Origin of the sequence: Micromonospora sp. NPDC049282, assembly GCF_043197045.1 — a bacterium.
In the GTDB taxonomy this organism is placed as follows: Bacteria; Actinomycetota; Actinomycetes; order Mycobacteriales; family Micromonosporaceae; genus Micromonospora.
Map to the genome: position 1 here is coordinate 1 of NZ_JBICSL010000009.1, position 16573 is coordinate 16573.

Genomic DNA, 16573 nt, shown 5'->3' on the forward strand with positions numbered 1-16573 from the left:
CAACCATCCGAAGACAGCCACCAGTCCGGGGTATAAAACAATTGGCACTGGCTTATCAAGCACCCTGTTGAGTTCTCAAAGAACAACCACACACCGCACCGAAGACCCCCACCAGGAGGGCCCCGATCCCGGGGCATCTCGTTCACATCCCCGCCGCTCTCGCGCCGGGCACTTTTACTACGTTACCCGCTGGTTTCTGCCGTGTCAAACCGGTGTTTCCCCATTTGACATGCATCACCCTTTTACCGGGCACACCGCGATTCGCCGACCGGAGTCGGCTGCGTCGAGGATTTCGGCAGGACGGCCGATCACGGTTTCCCGCTGGCCCGTCCGTTTCCCTGCCGGCCGATAACCTTACCCGGTCGGTTCCGCCTCACCAAATCCGCCTCCCGGCGGATCCGGGGCACCGCCCGCGTCCCAGGTCCTGCGCTCCGGCCTTCCAGGTCTTTCGCCCTGTTCGTCCGTTCCGCGCTGGCAGAGAAAAAGTTACGCGCCCGGTGGTTTGATCGTCAAATCCACCGGGCGCGTCCCGCGTCACATCCTCGACCGTCGACTATCCGCGCAGCTCGACACCGGCGAACGACCGCTTGCCCCGGCGCAGCACGAGGTAGCGCCCGTGCAGCAGGTCGGCCGGCGAGACCGTCGCGTCCACCTCGCCGATGCGGGTGTTGTTGACGTAGGCGCCGCCCTCTGCGATCACCCGCCGGGCCTCCTTCATGCTCGGCACCAGGCCCGACTCCTTGAGCAGGCCGGCGACATCGGGCAGCTCGTCGACGCGTACCAGACCGGCCTCGGTGAGCGCGGCCCGCAGCGTCTCCGGGGACAGCTCGTCCAACGCACCCCGGCCGAACAGCGCCTGGCTGGCCGCCACCGCCTGCGCCAGCTCACGCTCGCCGTGCACCAGGGCGGTGAGCTCCTCGGCCAGGGCACGCTGGGCCGTGCGCGCCTGCGGGCGTTCGGCGGTGGCCTTCTCCAGCTCCTCCAGCTCCTCCCGGGAGCGGAAGCTGAAGTAGCGCAGGTAGCGGGTGACGTCGCGGTCGTCCGCGTTGAGCCAGAACTGGTAGAAGGCGTACGGGCTGGTCATCTCCGGGTCGAGCCAGACCGCGCCGGTCTCGCTCTTGCCGAACTTGGTGCCGTCGGACTTGGTGACCAGGGGCGTGGTGAACGCCTGCACCGGTCCGGCGCCGCGCCGGCGGACGTAGTCCACCCCGGCGGTGATGTTGCCCCACTGGTCGGAGCCGCCGTACTGGAGCTGGCAGCCGTGCCGGCGGTGCAGCTCGAAGAAGTCGTTGGCCTGGAGCAGCTGGTAGCTGAACTCGGTGTAGCTGATGCCGCTCTCCAGCCGCGCCTTGACCACCTCGCGGGCCAGCATCTTGTTCACCGGGAAGTGCTTGCCCACGTCCCGGAGGAACTCCACCACCGACATCTGGCCGGTCCACTCCAGGTTGTTGACCAGCTGGGCCGCGTTGTCGCCGGTGTAGGTCACGAACGGCGAGAGCTGGTCCCGGATCCGCTGGACCCAGCCGGCGATGACCTCCGGCGGGTTGAGCGTGCGTTCGGCGCTCTCCTTCGGGTCACCGATCTGACCGGTGGCGCCGCCGACCAGCAGGAGCGGCCGGTGCCCGGCGAGCTGGAGCCGGCGAGCCATGACGACCTGCATGAGGTTGCCGACGTGCAGGCTGGGGGCGGTCGGGTCGAAGCCCACATAGAACGTGGCGCTCGGGCCGTCGAGCAGCGCGCGCAGCTCGTCGGGGCCGGTCGAGTCCTGGATCAGGCCCCGCCACAGCAGGTCTTCGGTCAGGGAGTCCCGCCCCTGCGGGAGGTTGCTGTCGGTCACGGTCACCGATTCTCCCCCATGCCCGGCCCGGGGCCGTACCGGGTTTGCGTCCGGGCCGCGGACTAGGCTGGCGGCGCCGCCGAGCACGAGGAGGAACGACGGTGGAGATGCCGGACCTGACCGGGGGCTTCGCGGCCCTGCTGGGGCTCAAGTTCGACGAGGTCAGCGGTGACCGGGTGGTGATCCGCTGGCAGGTCCGACCGGAGCTGCACCAGCCGTACGGGATCCAGCACGGCGGCGTCTACTGCTCGGTGGTGGAGACGGCGGCCAGCGTCGGCGGCGCGATCTGGCTGGGCGACAAGGGCAACGTGGTCGGGGTGTCGAACCAGACCGACTTCCTGCGCGCGGTGCGCGACGGCGAGCTGACCGCGGTCGGCACGCCGGTGCACCGGGGCCGCAGCCAGCAGCTGTGGCTGGTGGAGATCACCGACGGCGACGCCCGGCTGGTGGCCCGCGGGCAGGTGCGGTTGCAGAACCTCACCGCCGGCTGAGGCATTCGCCCGAAACCGGGCGCTGACGCCGATATCGTCGCGTCGATGAGACCACCCGTCCCCGATCCGACGTGAGGAGACTCCTCGCCGCCACGCTGGGCGTGCTGTCGGCCATCGGCGGGTTCGTCGACATCGGCGATCTGGTGGCGGCCAGCCAGGCCGGCGCGCTGTTCGGCATGGCCCACGCCTGGGTGCTGCTCGTCGGCGTGGTGGGCATCTGCGCGTACGCGGACATGGCCGGCCGGATCGCGGCGGTGAGCGGCCGGGCGGTGTTCGACCTGGTCCGGGAGCGGCTCGGCCCGCGGGTGGCGCTGCTCAACCTGGTCGCGTCGTGGCTGGTCACGGTGGTCACGCTCGCCGCGGAGCTGGGCGGGGTGGCGCTGGCGCTGCACCTGGCCACCGGAGTCAGCCACCTGCTCTGGGTGCCGCTGGCCGCGCTGGCGGTCTGGTTGGTGCTGTGGCGGATGCGCTTCGAGCTGATGGAGCGGGTCTTCGGCCTGGCCGGGCTGGCGCTGCTGGTCTTCGCGGTCGCGTTGGTGGCGTTGCCGACCGACTGGGCGGAACTCGGGCAGGGCGCCTGGCAGATCAGCTCCGCCGGGCACGGCTGGCCGCTGTACTGGTTCGTGGCGGTGGCGCTGTTCGCCTCGACGGTCAGCCCGTACGAGGTGTTCTTCTTCTCCTCCGGCGGGGTGGAGGAGCGGTGGGGCGCGGCGGACCTGGCGCGGGCCCGGTCCAACGTGCTGATCGGTTTCCCGGTCGGCGGGTTCCTGGCGTTGTCGCTGATCGCCGTGGCGACGGTGGCCTACCACCCGTCCGGCGCCTCCCTGGGCTCGCTCGACGAGGTGGCCCGGCCGGTGGCGACCGCGCTGGGCGGCGCCGGCCTGGCCGCCGCCGTGCTGGCGTTCTTCGCGGTGACCTTCGGCGCGGCGCTGGAGACCGGGCTGTCGGCGGCGTACGCGGCGGCGCAGTACTTCGGCTGGCAGTGGGGCAAGCGGGTCAGCCCGCGCGAGGCGGCCCGGTTCCACAGCGTCCTGCTGGTCGGCCTGCTGCTCGGTGTGGTGATGCTGATGACGACCGTGGACCCGGTGCGGTTGACCGAGTACATGCTGGTGCTGAGCGCGGTGGTGCTGCCGCTGACCTACCTGCCGATCCTGGTGGTGGCCAACGACCGCACCTATCTCGGCGAGCGGGTCAACGGCTGGTGGACGAACCTGCTCGGCGCGGTGTTCCTGCTGCTCATCGTCGCCGCCTCGGTGGCGGCGATCCCACTGGCGATCGTGACGGGGATGGGGCGATGAGGGTCCAGCTCGCCAGGCAGCTGCTCGACCGGCAGATCGTCGACGTCGACGGCCGGCTGGTCGGGCGGGTCGACGACATCGCGTTCGCGGTGGACGACGAGGGCTACCCGTACGTGGCGGGACTGCTCACCGGTCAGGGCGCGCTCGGGCAGCGGATCGGCGGCCGGGTCGGGCGGCTGCTGGTGGCGGTGGCCGACCGGTTCACCGACGATCCGCCGGTGCCGCCGTTGCGCGTGCCGCTGGCGAGCGTGGCCCGGGTGGACAGCGCGGTGCGGCTGCGGTGCCGGGCGGCGGACCTGCCGTCCTCGCCGGTGGAGGCGTGGTTGCGGCGGCACCTGATCGAGCGGATCCCGGGGTCCCACCGTGCGAGCGGGTGAGCTGCTCGGGCGCACCGCGTACGACCTGCACGGCCGGCGGCTGGGGCGGGTGGTGGACGTGGTGGTGCGCGGGGGGTGGCCACCGGAGCGGTTACGGATCACCGACGTGATCGTGGCCGGTCACTGGTGGACCCGGGTGGCCAGCCGGTTGATCGGGCCGGAGCTGCATCCGGCCGGGCCGTGGCTGCTGCGGACGCTCGCCCGGCTGATCGGGCGCAGCACCCACCAGCTGCCCGCCGACGCGGTGCAGTTACGCCCGCCGGTACCCGGCTTCCCGTTCGGCCCGCCCGTCGACCGGCGCTGAGCCGGCCGGGCGACGGCCGTTCGACCCCGGCAGCCGGCGGGCCGTTGTGGTCAGCGGCGCGCCTCGTCGAGCGCGGGGGCGTCCGCCGGGTCGCCGTCGTCCTCCGGGTCGGTGCCGGTGGCGTCGTCGTCGCCGTCGGTCCGCTCGTGGCGGGGGCGACGCCGGATGTGCACCTCGGTGATGGCGCGCTGGTCGACGCCGGCGACCGCCAGCTCCCAGCCGTCGACGGTGACCTGCTCCCCCGCCACCGTCGGGATGTGCCCGAGGCAGATCAGCACCAGCCCGGCGACCGTGGTGTAGTCGCCGGCCGGCCGGTTCGGCAGTTCCACCCCGAGGTCGGTGAGGTCGTGCACCGGGAAGGTGCCGGGCAGCACCAGCGTGCCGTCCGCCTCGGTGCGGACCGCCTGCAGGTCCCGGTCGGTCTCGTCGTAGATCTCGCCGACGATCTCCTCGAGGATGTCCTCCAGCGTCACGATCCCGTCGACCGCGCCGCGCTCGTCCACCACCAGGGCGATGTGCTGCCGCTCGGCCTTGAACTGGCGCAGCGCGTCGACCACGGGCAGCGAGTCGGGCAGCAGCATGGGTGGCCGGGCGATCTCGTCGACCGGCCGGTCGTCCGGGACGCCCACCAGGTCGCGCAGGTGGATGACGCCGACCGCGTCGTCCAGGCCGCCGTGCCGGACCACGGGCGCCCGGGAGTGGCCGGTCGCCGCGAGGACGAGCCGCGCGGCGTCCGCGGTGGTGCCGCTGTCGAGCGTGAAGACCTGCAACCGGGGTACGAGGACGGCGCGGAGCTGCCGGTCGGCGATCTCCACCGCACCGGCGATGATCGTCCGCTGCTCCTTGGTGAAGCCGTGGTTGCCGGCCACGATGTCGCGCAGTTCGTCGGGGCCGATCTCGTCCGGCTCGTGCTTCGGGTCGAGGCCGAAGAGGCGGACCACCATGTCGCTGGTGGCGCCGAGCAGCCAGACCGCCGGGCGGGTCACGCTGGCCAGCACGTCGAGCGGTCGGGCCACGACCAGCGCCCACCGCTCGGCGGACTGCATGGCGATGCGCTTGGGCGCCAGCTCGCCGAAGACCAGCGTGACGAACGTGAGCACCAGGGTGACGGCGACGATGGCGACCGTCTCGGCGGCGTTGCCGAATACCCCGAGCAGCGGCACGAGCGGTCGGGCCAGGGACACGGCCGCCGCGGCGGAGGCGAGGAAGCCGGCCAGGGTGATGCCGATCTGGATGGTGGCCAGGAAGCGGTTCGGGTCCTTGGCCAGGCGGGCCAGCGTCCGGCCGCCGCGGCTGCTGCGCTCCAGCCGTTGCAGCTGGCTGTCCCGCAGCGAGACCAGGGCCATCTCGCTGCCGGCGAATGCCGCGTTGACGATCACCAGCACACCGACCAGGGCCACCTGGCTCCAGTAGCTCTGCACGAGCGGTTCTCTCCCTCGGCCCGATCCGGGTCGGCGATGGCCGACTCGCCGGCCGGCAGATCCGGTCGGCGTGGCCCCTCTGTGCCCAGCCGGCGCACGCCTGAATCCTGTGCACACACCGACACCGGGCAAAAAATGCGCGGTCCGCATCTTTGCGTGCCACGCATCTTTTGCTAGCGTGGCGACGTGAGCGGACTACGGGAGCGCAAGAAGGCCGCGACCCGGGCGGCGCTGAGCTGGGCGGCCATCCGGTTGACCGTGGCCCGCGGCTACGACGCCGTGCTGGTGGAGGACATCGCCCATGCCGCCGGGGTGTCCCCCCGCACGTTCAACAACTACTTCGCCAGCAAGGCCGAGGCGATCGCCGCCCGGCACCTGGACCGCAGTCGCCGGGTGGCGGACGCGCTCCGGGCCCGCCCGGCCGACGAGCCGCTGTGGACCGCGATCGAGGCGGCGGTCCTCTCCTCGTGGGCACCCGGCCCCGAGGTCGAGAAGTCGCCCCCGCACGCCCACGACGAGTGGGTGGCCGGGCTGCGGGTGATGCTCGCCGAGCCGGCACTGCAGGGCGAGATGCTGCGGGCCGGCGCGGTCGCCGAGGCCGAACTGGCCGAGGCGGTCGCCGAGCGCACCGGCGCCGACGCCACCCACGACCTCTACCCGCACCTGGTGGCCGCCGCGGTCGGCGCGGCCGCCGGCGCGGCGACGCGGCACTTCCTCCGCGCCGAACGGTCGGAGCCGGTCGAACGGCTGCTCTCCGAGGCGCTGGCCCAGCTCGCCGCCGGCCTGCCACCACCGGCCTGACCCGACCCCACCGTGAGAAGGGGGCCCTTCGCTACCGGGGGCGTTAACAAGGGGCCCCGCCTTTCAGTCTGCCCGCGGCCGTCGGGGTGGTTCGCCGTACCCTTGAGGGGATCTTGTCATGATCGATGTGCTCGTCGTCGGGGCCGGGCCGAACGGCCTGATGGTCGCCGCCGAACTGGCGCTGGCCGGGATCCGGCCGGTGGTGTGCGACCGGCTGGTCGAGCCGACCACCGAGAACCGGGCCAACGGGCTGGTCGGCCAGGTGGTCCGGATGCTCGACCGGCGCGGCCTGCACCAGCGCCTCACCGGCGACGCCACGCCGCCGCGAGCGGCGCCCGAGTTCGTCTTCGGCGCGCTGCCGCTGGACCTGAGCGGTGTCGCGGACAACCCGCTGCACGGGCTGCCGGTGCCGCAGCGGCAGATCGAGCGGGTGCTCGCCGACCGGGCCGCCGAGCTGGGCGTGCCGGTACGCCGGGGATGCGAGGTGACCGAGCTGCGGCAGCGGGACGACGCGGTGGAGGTCGGCTTCGCCGACGGCACGACGCTCACCTGCCGGTACCTGATCGGTGCGGACGGCGGGCGCAGCACCGTCCGGAAACTCGCCGGGATCGGCTTCCCCGGCGTGACGACGGACCGGTCCGTCTCGCGTACCGCCCAGGTCGGAGTGCCGCCGGAGTCGATCGACCCGGCGACCGGCGGCCTCACGGCGCCCGGTCACGGGACCGTCCCGCCGTTCCGTCACACCCGCACCGAGCGCGGGCTGATCGTCTGGGCGCCGTTCCCCGACCGGCCGCCCCTGGTCAGCACCTCCGAGTGGCCGGACGAGCCGGAAACGGACGCGCCGATGACACTCGCCGAGATGCGCGCCAGCGTGGCCCGGGTGCTCGGCGCCGAGGTGCCGCTCGCCCCGCCGACCGGCGCCGGGCCGCACGTGCTGCGCCGCGTGGTCGGCGGCAACACCCGGCTGGCCGAGCGCTACCGCGACGGCCGGGTGCTGTTGCTCGGCGACGCCGCACACGTGCACTCCGCGATCGGCGGCCCGGGCCTGAACCTGGGCCTGCAGGACGCGGTGAACCTGGGCTGGAAGCTGGCCGCCCGACTGCACGGCTGGGCCCCGGACGGGCTGCTCGACACCTACCAGGCCGAGCGCCGCCCGGCGGCCCGGCGGGTCACCATGTCGACCCAGGCCCAGTCCGCCCTGATCGCGCCGGGCAGTGAGGTCACCGCGCTGCGCGAACTCGTTGGCGAGCTGCTCGCCCGGCCGGAGAACGCCGCGCACGTGGCCGCCCTGATGGCCGGCGCGGACATCAGCTACGACCCGGGACCGGACGGGCCTCCGGTCGGCAGCTGGGCGCCGGACCTGGTGGTGCACGGCGACGCCGGGCCGGTGCGCCTGGCCGAGCTGACCCGCGACGCGCGCCCGCTGCTGCTCGACGCCACCGGCACCCTCGGTGCGGCGGCCGCGCCGTGGCGGGACCGGGTCGACGTGATCGGTGGGCGGCTGACCGGAACCTCGTCGACCGCGCTGCTGCTGCGACCGGACTGCTACCTGGCCTGGGCGTCCGCCGAGGCCGCGCCGGACCGGGACGGGTTGCGCGCGGCGCTCACCCGCTGGTTCGGCCCACCCCGGGACTGACGGCGCTCAGGCCGGGTCGGGCAGGTCGAGCACGTAGGCCGCGCCCTCGGGGCGGAAGCCGAGCCGGTGGTAGTAGGGCGCCACCATGCCGGGCGGGCTGACCACCCGGCGGAAACCCCGGTCGGTGAAGAGCCGGCTGCGCCGGTAGACGAACTCGCCGGGGGTGAAGTCGCGGAACGGCGGGGTGACGTAGTCCAGGTCGATCTGGGCCACCCCGCCGGCCTCGGCGTGCGACACCATCACGCCGACCACCTCGTCGGAGCGCACCACCAGGAACGCCGAACGGTCGGCGGCGGCCGGCTCCCAACGGAAGGCCGGGTTGAACCGGGCGATGTCGGCGGCGTGCACCCGCAGCGTGTGTGCCAGGAACGCGTCGCCGGTGCCCACCTCCACCACCTGGTAGGTCTGCTCGTCGTGCCGGGTGGCGAGCAGCTTGCGCAGGTACCAGACGTTGATCACGGTGAGCACCACGTTCAGCCCGACCATCGGCCAGACGTGCACGGCGGCGTTGTAGCCGATCAGGATCAGGCAGCCGACCAGGTTGAGCGCGCGCAGCCGCAGGATGCGCGTCTGCAGCAGGGACCAGACCAGCAACGCGGAGCCGGCCCAGCCGACGAGTTCCAGCCAGTTCACCCGGGGAAGACTAGTGGTCGCGCTGGTCAGGCGCCTCGGCGGGCAGCTCCAGCACCCACTCCTCGACCTCGGCGCCGCGGCCGACGGCGTATCCCGAGTCCTCGCCGACCACGACGAAACCGCACTTGCGCAGCACCGCGAGCGAGGCGGCGTTGTCCTTCGCGGCGCGGGCGCGCACCGGCCGCCCGGGCAGCTCGCGCAGCAGCGCGGTGAGCCCGGCGGTGGCGTGCCCGCGCCCCCAACGCTCCGGGTTGATCCAGTAGCTGACCTCGGTCTGGTCGTCGACCGGGAACGCCGCCACGTGCCCGACCACCTCGCCGCCGGCGACGATCGTGCGGTTGACGACGCGCTCGTCGGCGCGGATGCGGGCCCAGTGCGCGTCGAACGCCGCCCGGTCCGACGGGTCCTTCGGACCGAACGCGGCCATCCAGTTGGCCTGCGGATCCTGCTCGTGGGCGAAGAACGCGGGCAGGTCGTCGTCGCGCACCGGACGGATTTCCACCTCAGGGGTCACGGCCGAGACGTTACGCGGACCCACCGACACCGGTCGGGACCTCCGGCCCGCCGGGCGTCCCGTCCGGCCCTGCCGGCACCGCCCGCCACACCGGTACGAAGAAGGAGGAACGACGCAGTCGAGGAGGCCGGACCATGCGGAAGTACGTCTACGACTTCATCGAGGGTGACCGGAGCCGGGCCGACCTGCTCGGCGGCAAGGGCGCCAACCTGGCCGAGATGACCCGCCTCGGGCTGCCCGTGCCGCCCGGGTTCACCGTGACCACCGACGCGTGCCGCGCCTACCTGGCCACCGGCGAGCCGCCGGACGGGCTGTACGAGGAGATCAACGCGCACCTGCGCGAGATCGAGGCGCGGCTGGGCCGGCGGCTCGGCGACCCCGGCGACCCGCTGCTGCTGGCCGTCCGCTCCGGCGGCCGGTACTCGATGCCGGGGATGATGGAGACGATCCTCGACATCGGGCTCAACGACGCCACGGTGGCCGGGCTGGCCGCCCACGCCGGCGACGAGCGGTTCGCCTGGGACTCGTACCGGCGGCTGATCCAGATGTTCGGCCGCACCGTGCACGGCATCCCGGCCGAGGAGTTCGAGCACGAGCTGGCCTCGGTGCGGGCCACCGCCGGGCCGGCCGGGCCGAGCGCCGAGCAGCTGCGCGACCTGGTCGACACGTACCAGAAGATCTTCGCCCGGCACGTCGGGCACGACTTCCCGCAGGCGCCGCACGAGCAGCTCTTCCTCGCCGTCCGCGCGGTCTTCTCCTCCTGGCGCTCGGAGCGGGCGCGGGTCTACCGGCGGCAGGAACGGATCCCGGACGACCTGGGCACCGCGGTCACCGTGATGGCGATGGTGTTCGGCAACCTCGGTCCGGACTCCGGCACCGGGGTGGCGTTCACCCGCGACCCGGCCACCGGCGTCCCCGGCGTCTACGGCGACTACCTGACCGACGCGCAGGGCGAGGACGTGGTGGCCGGCATCCGCAACACGGTGCCGCTGACCGAGCTGGAACGACTGGACCCGGCGAGCTACCACCGGCTGCGGCAGATCATGGCGACGCTGGAGCGGCACTACCGCGACCTGTGCGACGTCGAGTTCACCATCGAGCGCGGCCGGCTGTGGATGCTGCAGACCCGGGTCGGCAAGCGCACCGCCGCCGCCGCGTTCGTGATCGCCGCGCAGCTGGCCGACGAGGGGCTGATCACCGCCGACGAGGCGCTGACCCGGGTCAGCGGGGCCCAGCTCGCCCAGCTCATGTTCCCCGCGTTCGACGCCGCCGGCGCGCCCGCGCCGCTCGCCGTCGGGGTGGGCGCCTCGCCCGGCGCCGCGGTGGGCCGGGTGGTCTTCGACTCCGCCGCCGCGGCGGCGGCCGACGGGCCGGTGATCCTGGTCCGCCCGGAGACCAACCCGGACGACCTGCCCGGCATGATCGCCGCGGCCGGCGTGCTCACCTCGCACGGCGGGAAGACGTCGCACGCCGCCGTGGTGGCCCGCGGCATGGGCCGGACCTGCGTGTGCGGCGCGGACGCGCTGCGCATCGACGTCGAGCGCGGCGAGTTCACCGTCGACGACCGGGTGGTGCGCGCCGGCGAGCTGATCTCGATCGACGGCACGTCCGGGCGGATCTGGCTCGGCGAGGTGCCGGTGCAGCCGTCCCCGGTGGCCCGCTACCTCGCCGGCGAGCTGCGCCCCGAGTCCGACCCGCTGGTCGCCGCCGTGCACCGCCTGCTCGGGCACGCCGACGCGGTCCGGACGCTCGGCGTACGGGCCAACGCGGACACCCCGGACGACGCCCGCCGGGCCCGCCGGCTCGGCGCCGCCGGCATCGGGTTGTGCCGGACCGAGCACATGTTCCTCGGCGAGCGCCGGGCACTCGTCGAGCGGCTGATCCTGGCCGACGGGCCGGCGGAGACCGCCGCCGCGCTGGACGCGCTGCTGCCGTTGCAGCGGGCCGACTTCGTCGGGCTGCTCGCCGCGATGGACGGGCTGCCGGTCACCGTCCGGCTGCTCGACCCGCCGCTGCACGAGTTCCTGCCCCCGCTTGCGGAACTGACCGCCCGGGTGGCCGGCGCGCGGGCGCGCGGCGAGGACCCGGGCCGCGACGACACGCTGCTGGCCGCGGTGCGCCGGATGCACGAGGCGAACCCGATGCTGGGGCTGCGTGGCGTGCGCCTCGGGCTGGTGGTGCCCGGCCTGTTCGCGATGCAGGTGCGGGCACTGGCCGAGGCCGCCGCGCAGCGGGTACGGGCCGGCGGCGACCCACGCCCGGAGATCATGGTGCCGCTGGTCGGGGACGTGCGGGAACTCGCCGCCGTGCGGGACGAGGCGCGACGCGTGCTGGCCGAGGTGGGCGACGTCCCGGAGATCCCGATCGGCACCATGGTCGAGACGCCCCGGGCCGCGCTGACCGCCGGGGAGATCGCCACCGAGGCGCGGTTCTTCTCCCTGGGCACCAACGACCTGACGCAGACCACCTGGGCGTTCTCCCGCGACGACGTGGAGGGCTCGTTCTTCCCCGCGTACCTGGCCCGGGGGATCTTCCCGGTCTCGCCGTTCGAGAGCCTCGACGTCGCCGGGGTGGGGCGGCTGGTCCGGCTCGCCGTCACCGAGGGACGGGCCGCCCGCCCGGAGCTGACCGTCGGGGTCTGCGGCGAGCACGGCGGCGACCCCGACTCGATCGCGTTCTTCGCCGCGGCCGGACTCGACTACGTCTCCTGCTCGCCGTACCGGGTGCCGGTGGCGCGGCTCGCCGCCGGCCGGGCCGCGGTCGTGGCCGGCACCGACTCGTCCGACTCCCGTTAGGAGGGCAGCACCATGACCGCCATCTTCAACCCGACCGGGCTGAACACCGTACCCCCGGTGCCCCGGCCCGCGCCGCCGGCCGCCGACCCGACACCGGCCCCGGCGGACCCCGGGCCGGTGGGCCCGGTGCTGGAGCTGCCCGGCGCGGCGTTGGTGCCGGTGACCCACGCCGGCCGCCCGGTCGGCGCGTTCGTCGTCACCGACGGCCGGGTCCGCTACCGCCGGCTGGTCGACCCGGACCAACTGGTCGCGGCCGCGACCGGCGCGTTCGCGGTGGCCGCGCTCACCGCCGCCGTGGCGCTGTGGTCACGCCGCCGCCCACCGGCGGTGCACACGGTCACCATGGGCCCCGGCGGCTGGCTCAGCCTGCGCGGCCTCCCGGCCCCCCGCCCCGACCACCGCCCCTGGTGGGCCCGCGTCCTGCGCGCCCACCAACTCCCCCGACAGGAGCGATCATGAGCGGCAACCAACGCGTCGTGGACCCGTGGCGGGGATTCCGGGACGGCCCGTGGCGCGAGACGGTCGACGTCGCCGACTTCGTCCGCCGCAACCACGAGCCCTACTCCGGGGACGCGTCGTTCCTGACCGGACCGACCGACCGCACCCTCGCCGTGTGGAACCGGCTGCGGGAGATGTTTCCCGAGGAGCGGCGGCGCGGCGTGTACGACGTGGACGCAACCACCCCCTCCACCATCACCTCGCACGGCCCCGGCTACGTCGACCGGGAGCGGGAGCTGATCGTCGGCCTGCAGACCGACGCGCCGCTGCGCCGCGCGATCATGCCGGCCGGTGGGCTGCGGATGGTGGAGACCGCGCTGCGGGCGTACGGGCGCGAACCCGACCCGCGGGTGCACGAGATATTCACCCGCCACCGCCGGACCCACAACGACGCGGTCTTCGACGCGTACCCGGCCGGCGTGCTGGCCGCCCGGCGCTCGCACGTCGTCACCGGCCTGCCCGACGCGTACGGGCGGGGCCGGATCATCGGCGACTACCGCCGGGTGGCGCTGTACGGGGTGGACCGGCTGATCGCCGAGCGCCGCGCCCACAAGGCGGCGCTCGACGACCGGCGCAGCACCGACGACGTGATCCGGGACCGGGAGGAGCTGGCCGAGCAGATCCGCGCGCTCGGCGAGCTGAAGGAGATGGCCGCCGGGTACGGCTTCGACATCTCCCGCCCCGCCGCGACCGGCCAGCAGGCGATCCAGTGGCTCTACTTCGCCTACCTGGCGGCCACCAAGGAGCAGAACGGCGCGGCCATGTCGCTCGGCCGCACCGCCGGTTTCGTCGACGCCTACCTGCGGCGGGACATCGCCGAAGGCCGGCTCGACGAGACCGGCGCCCAGGAGTTGGTCGACGACTTCGTGATCAAGCTGCGGATCATCCGCTTCCTCCGCACCCCCGAGTACGACCAACTGTTCTCCGGTGACCCCACCTGGGTCACCGAGTCCCTCGGCGGGATGGGCGCGGACGGCCGGCCGCTGGTCACCCGCACCACGTTCCGGTACCTGCAGACGCTCTACAACCTGGGGCCGGCGCCCGAGCCCAACCTGACCGTGCTCTGGTCGCCCCGGCTGCCGGCGGGGTTCAAGCGGTTCTGCGCCCAGGTGTCGCTGGACACCAGCGCCATCCAGTACGAGAACGACGAGCTGATCCGTCCCGCGTACGACGACGACACCGCGATCGCCTGCTGCGTGTCGGCCATGCGGGTCGGGCGGGACATGCAGTTCTTCGGCGCCCGGGCGAACCTGGCGAAGGCGCTGCTCTACGCGATCAACGGCGGCCGGGACGAGCTGACCGGCGAGCAGGTCGCCCCGCCCACCGCGCCGGTCGGCGGCGAGACGCTCGACTACGACGAGGTGCTCGCGGCGTACGACCGGACGCTGGACTGGCTGGCCGAGACGTACCTGGACGCGCTGAACGTGATCCACCACCAGCACGACCGGTACGCGTACGAGCGGCTGGAGATGGCGCTGCACGACCACCCGGTGCGCCGGTTCATGGCCACCGGCGTCGCCGGCCTCTCGGTCGCGGTGGACAGCCTCTCCGCCATCCGGTACGGCCGGGTCAAGGTGCTGCGCGACGAGACCGGGCTGGCCGTCGACTACACGGTCGAGGGCGAGTTCCCGGCGTACGGCAACGACGACGACCGGGCCGACGAGATCGCCGTCCGGCTGGTCGAGACGTTCGCGGCGAAGCTGCGCCGGCAACGCACCTACCGCGACGCCGAGCTGACCATGTCGGTGCTCACCATCACCTCGAACGTGGTCTACGGCCGGCACACCGGCAACACCCCGGACGGGCGGCGGGCCGGCGAGCCGTTCGCACCCGGGGCGAACCCGATGAACGGCCGGGACACCCACGGCCTGGTCGCCTCGGCGCTGTCGGTGGCGAAGCTGCCGTACGACGCGGCCCGCGACGGCATCTCGCTGACCGGCACGGTCACCCCGGACGGCCTGGGCCACACCCGCGCGGAGCGGATCGCCAACCTGGCCGGGGTGCTCGACGGGTACACCGACGCCGGCGGGTTCCACCTCAACGTCAACGTGCTGGACCGGGACACGCTGCTCGACGCGATGGCCCGTCCGGAGCGGTACCCGCAGCTCACCGTCCGGGTCTCCGGGTACGCGGTGAACTTCGTCCGGCTCACCCCGGAACAGCAGCGGGACGTGGTGTCCCGGACGTTCCACGGGTCGCTGTGACCGGCCGGCCCCCGGCGGCGCCGGCAGCGGCGCCGCCGGTCCCGGACGGGGCGGTGCACTCCTGGGACACGTCGATCGGGGTGGACGGGCCGGGCACCCGCTTCGTGGTCTTCCTCGCCGGCTGCCCGCTGCGCTGCCGGTACTGCCACAGCCCGGACACCTGGTACGGCCGCAGCGGCCGGCGCCGCACGGTCGACGAGATGGTCGCCACGGCCGCGCGGTACCGCCGGTTCCTCCAGGTGGCCGGCGGCGGCGTCACGGTCAGCGGCGGCGAGCCCCTGTTGCAGCCGGCGTTCACCGGCGAGCTGCTGCGCCGCTGTCACGCGCTCGGACTGCACACCGCGCTGGACACCTCCGGGTTCCTCGGCGACCGCGCCGACGACGCCCTGCTGGACGCCACCGACCTGGTGCTGCTGGACGTCAAGGCGGGGCGCCCGGAGACGTACCGCCGGGTCACCGGCACCGGCCGGCTCGCGCCGACGCTGCGCTTCGCCCGCCGGCTGGCCGACCGGGGCACGCCGATGTGGATCCGGTACGTGCTGGTGCCGGGCCTGACCGACGCCGCGGACGAGGTGGCCCGGGTGGCCGACGTGGCCGCCGGGCTGGCCGGCGTGCACCGCGTCGAGGTGCTGCCGTTCCACCGGCTGGGCGCGCACAAGTACGCCGAGCTGGGCCTCGCCTTCCCGCTGGCGGACACCGCGCCGCCGGACGCGGAGCTGCTGGCCCGGGTGCGCGGGCAGTTCGCCGCCCGGGGCCTGACCGTCACCTGATCCGGTGCGTGTCGCACTAGCATGAGGCCATGTCGACACCACGGCTGCGCCGCCGCCCCGCCTCGCCCGTCCGGGCCCGGATCGCGTCCGCAACCGGCGCACAGGCCACCGGCGCACAGGCCACCGGGGCGCGGGCGCTCGGCGCCACGGCCGTCGGCGCGCTGGCCCTGGGCGCGGTCGCGCTCGGCGCCGTGTCGGTGGGCGCGCTGGTGATCGGCCGGCTGGCGGTGCGCCGCGCGGTCGTCCGCGAGCTGCGCATCGGCCGGCTCGAGGTGGACGAGCTGGTCGTCCGGCGCCGCGGCGAGCCGCTCGACGGGTGAGTCAGCTCGCCGCGGTCGTCGGATAGCCGTACAGGTCGAGCAGGCGGACCCGGGACGCCTGGAGACGATCCACCACGACGCTCATGAACCGGGCGGTGAGCTGCCGGCCCAGCGTGTCGTCGGACTCCATCAACCGGCGCACCCCCGCCGCGTCGAACTCGACCGCGGTGCTGCGCAGGGTGGCGACCGCGCCGAACTGCCAGCGGTAGGGCGGGAAGAGCCAGGACCAGCCGAGCACGCCGCCCGCGCCGATCGTCTCGATGCCCACGTCGCCGCGGCCGGGCACCGGGAAGTCCAACGCCACCTGACCGCCGCGGACCAGCCAGAACCGTTCGGCCGGCTGGCCGGCGCGGAACAGCCGGTGCCCGGGGTGCCAGGCCACCGGGCGGGCGTAGCCGGTGAGCTGGGGCAGCCAACCGTCGGGCAGGCCGGCCAGGAACGGGTGTACGCGCAGCATCTCCAGCGGGGTCATCACGCCTCCACGGATCGGCGGCAGGAAGCCGTTACCCCATCCCACCCGGTCGGGGGCCGGACGCGACAGGGCCGATGGTCCCGTGCCGCGTCGTCAGGAGGGGGCTCCTCCCGTCGCGGGAACGACAGGAGGGGGCCCCTCCCAACCGCGTGCCCGCGTGGCGGCGCCTCCGGGCGAGGCCGGGAGCGGCCACAATGGGCTG

General features: G+C 74.0%; 16 protein-coding genes. 11 read left to right on the forward strand and 5 right to left on the reverse strand.

Going from position 1 to position 16573, the window contains the following annotated elements; translation table 11 throughout:
- Positions 1 to 553: 553 nt before the first annotated feature.
- Positions 554 to 1837, reverse strand: a complete 1284-nt coding sequence (gene tyrS, locus ACGFI2_RS16135) for a tyrosine--tRNA ligase (protein ID WP_393517604.1) — start codon at positions 1835 to 1837, stop codon at positions 554 to 556.
- A 101-nt stretch (positions 1838 to 1938) separates the two neighbouring features.
- On the opposite strand from tyrS, the gene ACGFI2_RS16140 reads away from it, so the two are divergent.
- From ACGFI2_RS16140 to ACGFI2_RS16155, 4 genes are all read left to right on the forward strand, one after another.
- Positions 1939 to 2328, forward strand: a complete 390-nt coding sequence (locus tag ACGFI2_RS16140; RefSeq protein ID WP_393516965.1) for a PaaI family thioesterase — start codon at positions 1939 to 1941, stop codon at positions 2326 to 2328.
- A gap of 71 nt (positions 2329 to 2399) precedes the next feature.
- Positions 2400 to 3626 carry an NRAMP family divalent metal transporter gene (locus tag ACGFI2_RS16145; RefSeq protein WP_393516968.1) on the forward strand — a complete coding sequence of 409 codons (1227 nt, stop codon included), beginning with the start codon at positions 2400 to 2402 and terminating at the stop codon, positions 3624 to 3626.
- Entirely contained in the window at positions 3623 to 4003 is a 381-nt protein-coding gene (locus ACGFI2_RS16150; RefSeq protein WP_393516971.1) for a hypothetical protein, read from the forward strand. Before ACGFI2_RS16145 ends, ACGFI2_RS16150 begins: the two co-directional genes overlap by 4 nt.
- Positions 3990 to 4307 (forward strand): PRC-barrel domain containing protein, encoded by a 318-nt coding sequence (locus ACGFI2_RS16155; protein ID WP_393516974.1) that lies wholly within the window; start codon positions 3990 to 3992, stop codon positions 4305 to 4307. Before ACGFI2_RS16150 ends, ACGFI2_RS16155 begins: the two co-directional genes overlap by 14 nt.
- Positions 4308 to 4357: 50 nt before the next feature.
- On the opposite strand, the gene ACGFI2_RS16160 is transcribed toward ACGFI2_RS16155, so the two are convergent.
- Positions 4358 to 5728, reverse strand: coding sequence for a hemolysin family protein (locus tag ACGFI2_RS16160; RefSeq protein WP_393516977.1), 1371 nt, complete (start codon positions 5726 to 5728; stop codon positions 4358 to 4360).
- A 186-nt stretch (positions 5729 to 5914) separates the two neighbouring features.
- On the opposite strand from ACGFI2_RS16160, the gene ACGFI2_RS16165 reads away from it, so the two are divergent.
- Positions 5915 to 6529 (forward strand): TetR family transcriptional regulator, encoded by a 615-nt coding sequence (locus tag ACGFI2_RS16165; protein ID WP_393516980.1) that lies wholly within the window; start codon positions 5915 to 5917, stop codon positions 6527 to 6529.
- Positions 6530 to 6647: 118 nt separating this feature from the next.
- A complete protein-coding gene (locus ACGFI2_RS16170; RefSeq protein WP_393516983.1) occupies positions 6648 to 8165 on the forward strand; it encodes an FAD-dependent monooxygenase in 1518 nt (505 codons plus the stop codon).
- Between the two features lie 6 nt (positions 8166 to 8171).
- Here the strand turns inward: ACGFI2_RS16170 and ACGFI2_RS16175 are convergent, their stop codons facing one another.
- Together ACGFI2_RS16175 and ACGFI2_RS16180 are read right to left on the reverse strand one after the other, a co-directional pair.
- A complete protein-coding gene (locus ACGFI2_RS16175) occupies positions 8172 to 8798 on the reverse strand; it encodes a hypothetical protein (RefSeq protein WP_393516986.1) in 627 nt (208 codons plus the stop codon).
- Between the two features lie 10 nt (positions 8799 to 8808).
- The gene (locus ACGFI2_RS16180; protein WP_393516989.1) at positions 8809 to 9312 is read right to left on the reverse strand and encodes a GNAT family N-acetyltransferase; all 504 of its coding nucleotides are present in this window, start codon (positions 9310 to 9312) and stop codon (positions 8809 to 8811) included.
- A 134-nt stretch (positions 9313 to 9446) separates the two neighbouring features.
- Here ACGFI2_RS16180 and ppdK point away from each other — a divergent pair, with 134 nt between their 5' ends.
- The 5 genes from ppdK to ACGFI2_RS16205 are packed head-to-tail and all read left to right on the forward strand — an operon-like array spanning position 9447 to position 15899.
- The gene (ppdK, locus tag ACGFI2_RS16185) at positions 9447 to 12107 is read left to right on the forward strand and encodes a pyruvate, phosphate dikinase (protein WP_393516992.1); all 2661 of its coding nucleotides are present in this window, start codon (positions 9447 to 9449) and stop codon (positions 12105 to 12107) included.
- A 12-nt stretch (positions 12108 to 12119) separates the two neighbouring features.
- A complete protein-coding gene (locus ACGFI2_RS16190; protein ID WP_393516995.1) occupies positions 12120 to 12566 on the forward strand; it encodes a hypothetical protein in 447 nt (148 codons plus the stop codon).
- The gene (pflB, locus tag ACGFI2_RS16195) at positions 12563 to 14809 is read left to right on the forward strand and encodes a formate C-acetyltransferase (protein WP_393516998.1); all 2247 of its coding nucleotides are present in this window, start codon (positions 12563 to 12565) and stop codon (positions 14807 to 14809) included. Before ACGFI2_RS16190 ends, pflB begins: the two co-directional genes overlap by 4 nt.
- Positions 14806 to 15579 carry a pyruvate formate-lyase-activating protein gene (pflA, locus tag ACGFI2_RS16200; RefSeq protein ID WP_393517001.1) on the forward strand — a complete coding sequence of 258 codons (774 nt, stop codon included), beginning with the start codon at positions 14806 to 14808 and terminating at the stop codon, positions 15577 to 15579. The genes pflB and pflA overlap by 4 nt, the downstream gene beginning before the upstream one ends.
- A 29-nt stretch (positions 15580 to 15608) precedes the next feature.
- Entirely contained in the window at positions 15609 to 15899 is a 291-nt protein-coding gene (locus ACGFI2_RS16205) for a hypothetical protein (RefSeq protein WP_393517004.1), read from the forward strand.
- Position 15900: 1 nt separating this feature from the next.
- On the opposite strand, the gene ACGFI2_RS16210 is transcribed toward ACGFI2_RS16205, so the two are convergent.
- Positions 15901 to 16371, reverse strand: coding sequence for a cyclic nucleotide-binding domain-containing protein (locus tag ACGFI2_RS16210; protein WP_393517007.1), 471 nt, complete (start codon positions 16369 to 16371; stop codon positions 15901 to 15903).
- Between the last annotated feature and the right edge of the window lie 202 nt (positions 16372 to 16573).

Excerpts from the sequence above, each read along its gene's own strand:
- ACGFI2_RS16150 (WP_393516971.1), top strand. The coding sequence starts at position 3,623 with ATGAGGGTCCAGCTCGCCAGGCAGCTGCTCGACCGGCAGATCGTCGAC.
- ACGFI2_RS16170 (WP_393516983.1), top strand. The coding sequence starts at position 6,648 with ATGATCGATGTGCTCGTCGTCGGGGCCGGGCCGAACGGCCTGATGGTC.
- ppdK (WP_393516992.1), top strand. The coding sequence starts at position 9,447 with ATGCGGAAGTACGTCTACGACTTCATCGAGGGTGACCGGAGCCGGGCC.
- ACGFI2_RS16190 (WP_393516995.1), top strand. The coding sequence starts at position 12,120 with ATGACCGCCATCTTCAACCCGACCGGGCTGAACACCGTACCCCCGGTG.
- pflB (WP_393516998.1), top strand. The coding sequence starts at position 12,563 with ATGAGCGGCAACCAACGCGTCGTGGACCCGTGGCGGGGATTCCGGGAC.
- ACGFI2_RS16205 (WP_393517004.1), top strand. The coding sequence starts at position 15,609 with ATGTCGACACCACGGCTGCGCCGCCGCCCCGCCTCGCCCGTCCGGGCC.
- ACGFI2_RS16210 (WP_393517007.1), bottom strand. The coding sequence starts at position 16,371 with ATGACCCCGCTGGAGATGCTGCGCGTACACCCGTTCCTGGCCGGCCTG.